Raw genomic sequence first — 11,252 nt, 5'->3', positions numbered from 1 at the left:
CGGGGCTACCCGACTGATCATCGGGACGGGCCGTTCCGCGATCGGCACGCTCGTCGAGCGCACCAGCCGCTGCACGCTCCTGGTGCATCTGCCTCGGCTGGAGGGCTGGGGCGAGAAACCACCCGTGAAGAACGGTCCCTCGCTCGGCGGCTACGGCGCCGTCGCGATGAACACCGCGCTGACGACATCGATGACGAGGCTGCCCGAGCAGCTGCGCAAGACCCTCACCTGGGACCGCGGGAAGGAACTCTCCGGTCATGCGCAGTTCGCCCTCGATACCGGCACGAAGGTGTTCTTCGCCGATCCGCACTCGCCCTGGCAGCGGCCGACGAACGAGAACACCAACGGGCTGCTGCGTCAGTACTTTCCCAAGGGCACCGACCTGTCGAGGTGGTCCGACGAGGACCTCGAAGCCGTCGCCCTCGCAGTCAACAACCGCCCCCGCAAGATCCTTGACGAAGACCCCGGCCGAGGTCTTCGCCGAGCAGCTACGCTCACTACAACAGCCCGGTGTTGCAACGACCGATTGAACTCGCCCAATTTCGGTCCCGGAAACTCATCCGCGCCCTCAACCAGCATCACATGACCGGGTCGATGGGCAGAGTCGGCGCCGCCGGCGACAACGCCGCCATGGAATCGTTCTTCGGCCTGCTGCAGAACAACGTCCTCGACCGGCGAACCTGGACCACCCGCCAGCAGCTCAGGACCGCGATCGTGACCTGGATCGAACGGACCTACCACCGCCGCAGACGACAGCGATCCCTGTCCCGGTTGACCCCTATCGAGTACGAGACCATCATGACCCCACCGGCCAGTCAGGCCGCGTGACTGAAACTGTCACCTACCGGTGCAGCAGACCCGTTCGGCGCCGAGAAGCTTGAGCTCGGATTGTCTACGAGGAAACCGCAGCGAGCCCGGGCTCGACGCAGTGTGACCGGTCTACCGAGGTGTCAGCGCACGCGATGCGGCAGATCCGCGCACCCGAACTTGGACTGGCCGCGTGACTCCATCCCCGGGAGATGGCGGGCTTTCCACCACATGGTGATCCACGATGACCGGCGGAGTCCGCTACACGCAGCGTGACGGCGTGGCGAGACGCTGGCGCGCGTCATATGCGGCTTCCGCCCGGCTTGCCAGCCGACGCTTGAACCTCGGCTCGCCTCGACCCAAGCTATGAACAGGACTAGAAGTTTCCCTCGCGCCATAGTTAGTACTAGCGCAAATAGGTTTGCTGTGGAAACCTATCGGCATGACCACTGATTCGGTACCCGCCGGCGGCGATCCCCGCCGGCTGCTGTCGGAGGTGCGCGGCCTCGCCCGCCGGGTGCGGGTCGACCAGCGGGTGGACCTGGTTCGCGCTGCTGGTGCTGGCCGCGGTGACGTTCGTGGGGATCCCGTTCGACTGGTATTTCCTCGTCCTCCACTGCGTGGGCGACGGCACCGTGTGCCAGTTCTCGCGTCAAGGGGTGCTGTACTACTGGCCGCCGGCGCTGCTGCTGGCGTACGCGGCGATCGCCGTCTGCTACGTGCGGGTCGCCCGGGCGCGGGGGCTGGGCGCCCGGGTGCTGCCCTACGCGCTCACCGGCGTCACGCTGACGGTCCTGTTCACCGCCGCGTGGGTGGCAGCGCGCCTGTACTTCCCGACCCACCCGCACCAGTTCCCGTACTGGGCGCTCGTGTTGGACCGACTGATCGCGCCGTGGGGCACGATCGGGGTGGCGCTGCTGGTGCTGGCCCGGCTGGAGCGCAACCTCGGGCTGCTGGTGTTCACCCTCGGCTACCTGACGGTGGCGCTGGTGCCGATCGACCTCGGCTGGCACTGGCAGGGCCAGGACAGCACAGCGTTCCTGCCGCAGCAGATCATCAACGGCACCGTACTGCTGCTGGGCGCGATCGGCTTCCGGCTGGCCCACCGGCGGCGCCGATGACCGCCGAGACCGGGGCCCCGGACCCGCACGAGCCATCCGCCCACCCGGTCACCGGCCTGGACGAGGTAGTGCACCAGCGGGTGCGGCTTGGGATTCTCACCATCGCGCACGAGGCGCGCCGGGTAGAGTTCGGCTACCTGCGCACCCAACTGGACCTCACCGCCGGGAACCTCTCCAAGCATCTGAGCGTGCTGGAGGCGGCCGGCCTGATCGAGGTCGAGAAGGGCTACGCCGGGCGGCGCGGCCGTACCTGGATCACGCTCACCGCTGCCGGCAGCACCGCGCTCGCCGAGGAGATCGGGCGGCTGAAGCTGCTCATCGCGCGGGTCGAGACCACCGACACCCTGGAGGACCGATGACCATCGCACTGACCCGTCGACGCCTGCTCGCAGCCGCGCTCGCAACCGGGGTCGCCGTGCCGGTCGGCGGCGCCTGATCGGCATCTACGAAGCCATCCTCATCTCGGCTACTTAGAGACTTTCCGCAGGATCGATGTCCGGCCAGACTCGGTCCAGGTGCTCGGCGAGACGCTCCCACATTGCGGCTGCCCACCGGTGTCATTGGTGTGGCTCTCTCATGGCCTGCGGTCTCGCCGGGCACCGCGCGAGGAGAGGCTGGAAAGGGGTTTGTTCTGCTCGAAGTAGCGGTGCCCTCCTTGCTGACAACTCCGTCCGAGTTCAGCCAAGGGAGGCGCCGATGTCGGTGATCATCGGGATGGACCCGCACAAGCGTTCAGCAACCATCGAGGTCGTCGACGAACGCGCCCGGGTGCTCGCAGTGGGCAGGTATGGCACGGACAAGACCGGCTACGCGGAGATGCTCGCCGCCGGCCGCAAGTACGCCGATCGGGTGTGGGCGGTCGAGGGTTGCAACGGCATCGGGAAGCACATCGCCCACCGCCTGCTGCATGACGGTGAGACGGTGCTCGACGTGCCCGCGAAGCTGTCTGCGCAGGTGCGGGTGTTCGCCACCGGCAATGGCCGCAAGACCGACCCGGTCGATGCGCACTCGGTCGCGATGGTCGCACTGCGCACCCCGAACCTCGTGCGGGTCCAGCTCGACCCGGACCTGCAGGTGATGGGGATGCTGGTCGACCGCCGCGACGAGCTGGGCCGCGCCAGGACGCAGACCATCAACCGGCTGCACCGGCTGCTGCTGGAGCTCTTCCCAGGCGGGGCAAAGCAATTCCTGTCCGCACGGCAGGCACGTGCGCTGATCGCGACCATCAAACCCCGCGACATTGTCGGTAAGACCCGGCGCCGCCTCGCCGTCGAGCTCATCGGTGAACTTGAGGGCATCGACAAGAAGATCAAGACCGCGGAGAAGGACCTCAAGGAGCTTGTCGTCGCCCGCGGCTCCACGCTGATGGACCTGCACGGGATCGGCCCCTCAGGCGCAGCCCGGCTGCTGGCAGACGTCGGCGACATCCGCCGCTTCGCCGACCGCGACCGGTTCGCGTCCTGGAACGGCACCGCACCGCTGGACGCCTCCTCCGGCGACCAGAAGCGTCACCGGCTCTCCCGCGCCGGCAACCGGCGGATCAACCGGACGCTGCACATCATGGCCGTGGTCCAGCTGCGCAACCGCACCGAAGGCCGAGCCTACTTCGACCTGAAGAAAACCTCCGGAAAGACCTCCATGGAAGCCATGCGCGCGCTGAAACGGCGACTGTCCAACGTCGTCTACGCCCGCATGGTCGCCGACCAGAAACGCAGGCAGGCGGCGGATCCGGGAGGGCAGTCGGGGACGACTCTGCTATCCAGTGTGACCGACCTGACCCCGGGAATCGGCCCTTCGGACAAGCCACTTCCCAGACCCGCCACCAGCAAGCCTAAACCCGCCCTCCGAGCGGTGTCTTGACATAAAGGGGTGCCATGACCGGAAGCCGAGGACTCGTCTGGGGCCCAACAGTATCGCTACGTAGAGTCACTATTTGGTCTTGTTGTTCGATGACGCGCCCCGCTCGTCGGACATAGATCGGACTGGTAGACGGTCTGCATTTGCAGCCGTACCGACCTCTGCACTTCAAGCCGTACCCCGACATCAGGTGCTCGCGCAAGTTCACGACGAACGCAACGATCGCCCTTGGCGTGCCCATCAGGAAGGCCAGCGTGACTACGGCTAACGCGGCAGTTCACTCAACTCACGACGGCGGCAGCGGGTGGCCCTCAAACCGGTAGAAGATCTTGTTGTCGTTGGGCGCGACGCCAATCTTCGCGTAGAAGCGCTGCGCGAGGGTGTTCTCCCGATCGGTGGTCCACTCGATCCTGCTGCACGAGTTCGAAACGGCCACGTCAATCAAGCCATCCACGAGCAGCTTCCCGACGCCCCGTCCCCTTGCCGTCTGCGCCACGTACAGCTCCTTGAGGTAGAGCGAGCGGGTCAGGCCGACGGCTGGCCACAGGAAGGAGTACGTCGCGAGCCCGGCGAGTGCCTGCGCGTCCCAGGCGAGCACGGCATGGGCCAGGGGCGGGTCACCAAAGAGCGCCTCGTTGATCTGACAGATCCGCACGTTACGGGGCTCAACCTCGGTCTCACCGTAGAACGTGTCCAGCTCTTCAAGAAGCGCGGCGATCGCATCGACATGGACGGGTTCGGCGGCTACGACTGGGGTCACGACGTGCATCCTTCCTGTCGGTCTTGACCTTGATAGTTCAGGACGCTTCGTCTGTTGCTACCGCTGCACGCCGTCGCACACGAGGGTTGTCGCGGCGGCAACGCCGTCGGCGACTGCGTGGGAGAGCGGATGCTGGTGGACGAGCCGTGCGGCGAGAGTGCCGAGGAACGTGTCGCCCGCTCCGCTGGTGTTAATCACGTTGACCTGCTGTGCGGGCACGAGCGCGGTGTCGTCGGCGTCACTGTAAGCGGCACCGCGCGAGCCAGCGGTCACCACGGCTGCTCTGGGGCCCAGCTTGCGCAGTTCCCGTGCGGCGACCGTCGGGTCGTCGTGGTGGCGGCCGAGTACCGCCGCCGCCTCGGCTTCGTTCGAGACGAACAGGTCCAGTGGGGCCAGCGCGGCCGACCCGAGGGTGGAATGCGGTACCAGGTTGCCGATGAGCGTCTCGGCGCGGTGGTGTCGGAAAACGGCGTCAACGGCGTCGGGCTGGAGATCAAGTTGGGCCACCACGACCGAGGTGCGCAGTCCTGCCAGCCTGGTGCGTACCTGTTCGCCGGTGAGTTCGGTTTCCAGGGCACGCGCGAGGATGATGCGGTTCTCGCCGTCAGGATCGACTTCGATGACCGCGATTCCGGTCGAGGCCGATGGCACGAGTTGGAAGGAGGACACGTCAATGGCAGCGTCGGTGAGGGCCCGGTACAGGAAGGCGCCCCAGTGGTCGTCGCCGGCGTTGCCGATCAGGCTGGTGCGCGCACCCGCCCGGCTGGCGGCCAGGGCCTGGTTGAGGCTCTTGCCGCCGGCAGTGGTCGTCGCCGGCGACGAGGCGAACGTCGTGCGGCCAGGAACCGGCGGTCCGGGGATCCGCACAGTGATGTCGATGTTGGCACGGCCCACGACGACGACACACGGTGGACCCGGCACCTGAGCCGGACCGGGCGAGTGGTTCATCCTGCCGTGGCCAGTTGGTCAAGCAGATGCCGCACATCCCGCTGGCCGCGGAAAGGTTCGAGCTGCCGGGCCATGGCGGCGACGTCTCGGCGGACCCGCGCCGAGCCGGTGCTGGTCGCCACCGTCAACGCCCCAGCGGCGGCATGGCCGGGCTCCAAGGCCGAGGTACACGTGCGCCGTGCGGGAGAGGTACACGCCCCGCTCGCGCCGGTAGCGCTCCGGCCACTCGTTGACGGCCGCTGTGAAACTGCCGATGGCCTTGTCGGGCTGCTGGAGACGGTCACCGCAGTTGGGCGGGCATGGGAGGTTCGGGGAGTCATGATCCGGCGGGCTGTTCGTCGTCCCCGAGCGTGCCCGTGGCCAGTACATCCCACGCGTAGCTGCGGGGTTCTCGGCGTAACTCGACAAGCTCGACGCTGTGAATGGCCGTCGTCACGGATGCGACGGAGCGGAGGCTGGCCACCAAGTCGATGACCGGTGCCGCGTCGGTCGGCGTGTTGTTGTAGGCGATGCTGACGTGGGGGACGAACTCGGTGGCACGCGCGGGAACCGCACGCTCGCCCCTGACCTCCGCAAGCGCCCGCCGCAAGGCCTGACGAACGCTCCGCACTGGAGGATGAGGGCCCGCACTGAACCGAACAGCTCCCGCTGATCCCGCCAGGGGCCCCACCCGAAGTGAGAACGGGGAGAGGCCCTCGAGCCGCCGCCGCGCTGCTGCCACGATCTGGTCGAGCTGCGCGGCAGGCACTTCATCTGTGAAGCCAACCTTCTGCACGGTAAGGTGCAGCCCTTTCAGGGGGACCATGTCCAGGGTAGGGATATGGCCAAGACCGGCCTGACATACCGTTGCGAGCGCGCGTAATGCTTCGCTCTCGCCGAGACACATCATCCAATGGTAGGAACGTCGACCTTGGCGCCAGCCTGTCCGTTCCCAGTGATTGACCAGAGAATCGAGCGCGCGGTAGCGCGCCCAGTCCTCGTCGACGTAGCCGTACCGTCCATGCCCTTCCCAGGATCCACTAGAAGGAGTTGCCATTGTCCGGCTTCCGCTCGCACAACCACTGACGCACTTCATCGGCGAAGGCATTTACGGGCGCGTAGTCCGAGTATTCTTGGAGCCCTGCGACGAAGGTTCGCAGTCGCTGCTCGATCGACTCGATGCGATTGTCTTCCGAGGCGGCCATTGCCGCGCGTGTCAGCGCTAGTGCCTGGTCCAGGTCTTTTTTCGGCGCGCCGATCAGGGCGGATGCCATGTCCAGGCGCACCAGAGCCTGACTCCACCGTGACGGCGAGCTGTCCACAATGTCAAGCGCACGTCCAGCGAATTTAAGGACCGGCCCGGCGTTCCCCAACCCAAGAAACGCGGTGGCGGCATTCGACGCAGCATGTGCTTCGCTATAAACACCGAACGATATGCACGGAGTCATACCGGGCTCCGGAGAGAAGGCGGCAAGAAGATCATAGGCGTCACCGACGGCCTCCGTGACCGCCCGCCGGTCACCCAGCCTCCCATGCGCCCTGGCCTCGCCATTCACCGCAAGTCGCACCGCTTGACGTCCCATGCCAGCGAAGCGCCGGCCGTCCTGCGCGAAGGCGAGAGCGTCACGGTAGTTGCCCGCATAGAACTCAGCCAGACTCTGCGTACCACGCACCCACGCCTGAAGATCACGATCGTCGGCCTGTTCCGCCAACTGGAAGCTCTCGAGCCCATACGCGCGAGCGGAGTCGAAGCGACCCAGGTTGACCGACATGTAACTCAGCAGCCCGGAAAGACGACCCGCAACGACCAGCAGACGCTGCTGCTGCCTCGGACGCGCACGGCCCATCAGCATCGGCTGAACACGCCGCCGCTCTCGGACCAAGATCGGCGCGAGGACCCGCGCCCCCGCAGCTCGTACGAATCGACCACCTCAGCGACGAACGCCTCCACGGCACCGAGGAACGACTCGTCGAGCACGTACGCATGCTGGTCGCGGACCCGCGCTTGCACCTCCGCAACAGGCTCGACCACCTCTTCGCGGTGACCGACCACCACTCCCGAGGCCGGGCCAAGCGATGCCAATGCTCCCCAGCGGGCATGCCGAGCCGCTTCCGCCTTCTCCTTCTGATGCCGGGCATCAAGGGACCGGTACTCGTCGTAACCGATGAGCAATTCGCCGCCGGCCTGAAGAAGCGACTCGCACTGCGCCCAGAAGACCCGGTCCACCACCTGCCGGCCACTCTCGACGTTGGCCACCGTGCTCCGCGTGCTGTGCACCAGCCGCGCGACATCGTCCTGAGTCAGTCCACGCTTCCTGCGCCAGGTCCCGAGCCTCCGCCCGAGTGCCCGCTTCACGTCACTGAGTCCCTGCGGATCCATGAGGACGTCCCCCCACGTCATCGGAGGGGCTGATCACCATTCGCTACTGACCCCTCACGGCACGCTGACAGTAGACGATTGCGGCAGCAAGGGGCCATCCCCACCCGAGGGCGCCACCGCACACGGCCCACAAGTCGGGCGACGCCAGCACCTCCAGGTTCGACGTCGAACCCAAGGAGATTCTGTGTTCCGGAATGTGGACACCTGCAGCGGTAGGCCCAACCATGGTCAAAACCCACTCGGACAGACCAGCCGCCCGCCGGACAGGGCCGGACGTGAGGGATGCTCGTCGCACGAGCACCCACCGAGCACCCAACCGACCACAAGGGACGGACAAGCAAAGGGGCCTGACTGCCATTCAGGCAGGTCAGACCCCTGTTGATCTTGTGCGCCCGAATGGACTCGAACCCCTAACCTTCTGATCCGTAGGCGTCCGTCCGTGAGCATCCATGCAGGTCCACGCCCCGCACTCTCATTACATTCGGAAACCTCGATGGACCCACCGCTTCGCGAGTGGCCTCAAAATCCGCCCGCGTCCCCGTGCATCCGCTCCAGTTCCCCGACGTCCGAGCAGCCACGGAGCAGACAACCGGGGCCGGATGGCGCGCCGAAACGGCGTTTGGGCTAAGCGGCCACGCAACGACCAGCACCAGCGACCACGGACCACCTACGCTGATTCGCCGGTACCGGAAGCCCAAAAAAACAGGGGCATCGGCCGCGAACGGCGGATGCCCCTTCATGTCTGCCTCGACTATACACCTCAGCCCGAGAACCCGTGGACTACGGTGCCTTCGTGAACCGGACAGCCCCCGCCGAGACGCGGAAAAGCTCAGTTGCGTCGCCGGATCGGTGGTCGGTGGCTGCGCGACCGGCCAGCCGCATCTCGCTGATCGGCTCACGCCACCCGACTGGCGGAGATGTCATGCCCGGATGGTGTCTTCCCATGCCCATTCGGCTGCTTGGCGTACTGGGCTCTGCGGTGTGGACTGGCCCGGATCGCTTCTCCTTGAACCGTCGTTTCAAGGTGCCACATCGGGGTACTTCGCCGATTCACGCGAACCTGCGGCGCCGAGGGCGACTCTGCGTGATGTTTTTCGGGAGCGTCGCCGAGGCGTTTTTCGTTACGCCGACACGCCGTTCATTCATATAGACATATGTCACCGTAAGGCATCGGCTTTCTGTCTTGTTGCACCTGAAGCAGCCCACTTAGCCTGGGCGCGCTCGGGGTTCAAGGGGGGAGCGGCGCCATGAAACTGCAGATTCGGCTTCTCGGCGGCGTGGAGCTGCGCGTGGATGGTCAGGTCGTCGCGTCCGGTGCGGCGAAGCGGCGTGCCGTGCTGGCCGGTCTGGCGTTGGAGGCCAACCGGGCGGTCTCCTTGCCGCGATTGGCGGAGATGGTCTGGGCTGCCTTCCCGCCGGCGTCTGCGGTGGCGAATCTGCGGTTGTATGCCGCTGGTTTGCGGCGGGCGGTGGGCGGGCGCCTGATCGCTCGTCGCCACGCGTACGAGTTGCGGCTGGCACCGTACGAGCTGGACGTGTCGGAGTTCGGCCGGCTGGCGGAGGAGGGTCGTGCCCTGCTGGCCGCTGGGGACCCGGCGGGAGCTGTCACCACCCTTACCGCCGCGTTGGTGCAGTGGCGCGGCCCGTCCGGCGAGGGCGTGCCCCGGGGCACCGCGTTGGACAACCGGTGGGCCAGTCTCGACGAGCAGCGGCTGCAGGTCTTCGAGGAGCTCGCGGAGGCGAGGCTGGCGGTTGGCGACCATGGGCAGCTGCTGCCTGAGCTGCGTGGGCATCTCGCTGCCCACCCGCTGCGTGAGCGGGCCTGGGGTCAGCTGATGTTGGCGCTCTACCGGTGCGGGGATGCTTCGGCGGCGCTGACAGTCTACCAGGACGCCCGGGCTGTATTGGGGGAGCAGATCGGGATCGAGCCTGGTGAGGAGTTGGTTTCTCTGCACCGCGCTGTGCTCGATCGGGCGGTCGAGCTGGCGTATACCCCTGCGCCCGCGCCGGTCACTATGGCGAGCGTTGGTTCGCCGCCGGCACAACCGGTATCGCTGACCGAGCGCACCGGGGGTGCCAGCTGGGCGGTGCCGCGGGAACTGCCCGCTAACCTGGTCACCTTCGTCGGCCGGGAGCGGGAGATGACCGAGGTGGTCACCGCCCTGCGTGCTGGGGCTCCTGCCACCGTGGTCGTCACCGGCGCGTTTGGCAGCGGCAAGACGGCCTTGGCGGTACGCGCCGCGCACGCCGTCGCTGCGGAGTTCCCCGATGGGCAGGTTTTTGTCGACCTGGGCAAGCGGACCTCGGTGACCCCGGGGGAGGTGCTGGCCCGGGTGCTGCGCGCGCTCGGCATTGCCCCGGCCGAGGTGCCGGAGGACACCGATGAGCGGGCCGGCTGGTTCCGATCGCTGGTCGCCGACCGCCGGCTGCTCATGGTGGTGGACGGGGTCACCCGGGCCGCCCAGGTTCGCCCGCTGCTGCCTGCTGGGCCTGGTCCGGCACTGTTCGTGGTCGGGCAGCGTCGGCTGGGCGGCCTGGACGGCGTGTGCCATGTGGCTCTGCGTCCGCTCGCCGCCGTCGATGCGCGTGATCTGCTGGAGGCGCTGGTCGGCCGCGAGCGGCTGGCCGTCGACCCGGCGGCCACGGGTGAGCTGGTACGTCTGTGCGCCGGGTCGGTGCTGGCCGTGCGGATCGCCGGCACGCGACTGGCCGCCCGTCCGGCCATGTCCGTGGCGGCCCTCGTCGCTCAGTTCGCCGACGGGCGGGAGCGGTTGGATCTGCTGGACTACGAGGACCTGTCGGTGCGGCGCAGCATCGACACCGTGGTCGCCGCCACCCACACCGAGGACGAGACGGCCGGGCCGCTGCTCACCATGCTCGGCGCGGTGCCCGACGCCCTGCTGCAGCCCGAGCGGGTCGCCCAACAGCTCGGGATCTCTTCCGCCCGGCTGCGCCGCACCCTGGACGATCTGGCCGACGCGCATCTGGTGCACCTGGACGAGTCTGGGGGCTACCGACTGCCGGCGTTGGTCCGGGAGTACGCCGCCGAGTTGGCGGCCATGCCCACTGTCGCGGCTTGCTCGCTTGACTGGTCGGCGGGCCGACCACTGGCCGCCTGACCAATCAGGAAACGGCCACGCCGATCGGCTCTCGTCGGGATGGTCCGACGAGCGTGATGCCGGGTCGTGATGTGTCAGGCCCTGGCCAGCGATACGAAGGCGCCTGCGACACCGGGCCAAGTCACCGGGCGTCGGTGACGACAGCCGTCGGTCGGGGTTTCCGCGCCGGGTTGGGCGAGGAGGTGTTCAGCGCGGGCTGGCCCGAGCGCCCCCGGTTGGGTGCTACCGGTTCCCGCCTGGCATCACCCCAGGGTCAGGGCCGGAGTGTATGTGGAATATAG

9 protein-coding genes and 2 pseudogenes are annotated in these 11,252 nt (G+C 67.4%); 6 read left to right on the top strand and 5 right to left on the bottom strand.

The genetic code is table 11. From position 1 onward, the window contains the following. Positions 1-13: 13 nt before the first annotated feature. The 5 genes and pseudogenes from OG617_RS02325 to OG617_RS02305 all read left to right on the top strand — a co-directional run. Positions 14-530, top strand: a pseudogene (locus OG617_RS02325) (IS30 family transposase); the annotation flags it as partial. A 4-nt stretch (positions 531-534) separates the two neighbouring features. Continuing rightward, positions 535-828, top strand: a pseudogene (locus OG617_RS02320) (integrase core domain-containing protein); the annotation flags it as partial. 557 nt (positions 829-1,385) lie between these two features. Continuing rightward, positions 1,386-1,928 (top strand): hypothetical protein, encoded by a 543-nt coding sequence (locus OG617_RS02315; RefSeq protein ID WP_405098274.1) that lies wholly within the window; start codon positions 1,386-1,388, stop codon positions 1,926-1,928. Continuing rightward, complete coding sequence (locus OG617_RS02310; RefSeq protein ID WP_405098272.1) at positions 1,925-2,287, top strand: transcriptional regulator; 363 nt, start codon at positions 1,925-1,927, stop codon at positions 2,285-2,287. Before OG617_RS02315 ends, OG617_RS02310 begins: the two co-directional genes overlap by 4 nt. A gap of 337 nt (positions 2,288-2,624) precedes the next feature. Continuing rightward, positions 2,625-3,788: an IS110 family transposase gene (locus tag OG617_RS02305; protein WP_405098270.1), complete on the top strand. Its 1,164-nt coding sequence runs from the start codon at positions 2,625-2,627 to the stop codon at positions 3,786-3,788. A 283-nt stretch (positions 3,789-4,071) separates the two neighbouring features. On the opposite strand, the gene OG617_RS02300 is transcribed toward OG617_RS02305, so the two are convergent. From OG617_RS02300 to OG617_RS02280, 5 genes are all read right to left on the bottom strand, one after another. After that, positions 4,072-4,545 carry a GNAT family N-acetyltransferase gene (locus OG617_RS02300; RefSeq protein WP_405098268.1) on the bottom strand — a complete coding sequence of 158 codons (474 nt, stop codon included), beginning with the start codon at positions 4,543-4,545 and terminating at the stop codon, positions 4,072-4,074. Between the two features lie 57 nt (positions 4,546-4,602). Continuing rightward, positions 4,603-5,439, bottom strand: a complete 837-nt coding sequence (locus OG617_RS02295) for a PfkB family carbohydrate kinase (protein WP_405098266.1) — start codon at positions 5,437-5,439, stop codon at positions 4,603-4,605. 370 nt (positions 5,440-5,809) lie between these two features. Beyond that, on the bottom strand, positions 5,810-6,379 hold the full coding sequence (locus OG617_RS02290; protein WP_405098264.1) for a 2'-5' RNA ligase family protein: 570 nt from the start codon (positions 6,377-6,379) through the stop codon (positions 5,810-5,812). A 133-nt stretch (positions 6,380-6,512) separates the two neighbouring features. Continuing rightward, the gene (locus tag OG617_RS02285; RefSeq protein ID WP_405098262.1) at positions 6,513-7,325 is read right to left on the bottom strand and encodes a hypothetical protein; all 813 of its coding nucleotides are present in this window, start codon (positions 7,323-7,325) and stop codon (positions 6,513-6,515) included. Beyond that, the gene (locus OG617_RS02280) at positions 7,319-7,852 is read right to left on the bottom strand and encodes a helix-turn-helix domain-containing protein (RefSeq protein WP_405098260.1); all 534 of its coding nucleotides are present in this window, start codon (positions 7,850-7,852) and stop codon (positions 7,319-7,321) included. The genes OG617_RS02285 and OG617_RS02280 overlap by 7 nt, the downstream gene beginning before the upstream one ends. 1,247 nt (positions 7,853-9,099) lie before the next feature. Here OG617_RS02280 and OG617_RS02275 point away from each other — a divergent pair. Next, positions 9,100-10,971, top strand: coding sequence for a BTAD domain-containing putative transcriptional regulator (locus OG617_RS02275; RefSeq protein ID WP_405098258.1), 1,872 nt, complete (start codon positions 9,100-9,102; stop codon positions 10,969-10,971). Positions 10,972-11,252 lie beyond the last annotated feature (281 nt).

The organism is Micromonospora sp. NBC_01412 (genome assembly GCF_045040215.1).
Lineage (GTDB): Bacteria > Actinomycetota > Actinomycetes > Mycobacteriales > Micromonosporaceae > Micromonospora > Micromonospora rubida.
The sequence above is the reverse complement of the archived record's forward strand: the minus strand, read 5'-3'. Positions and strand labels throughout refer to the sequence as shown.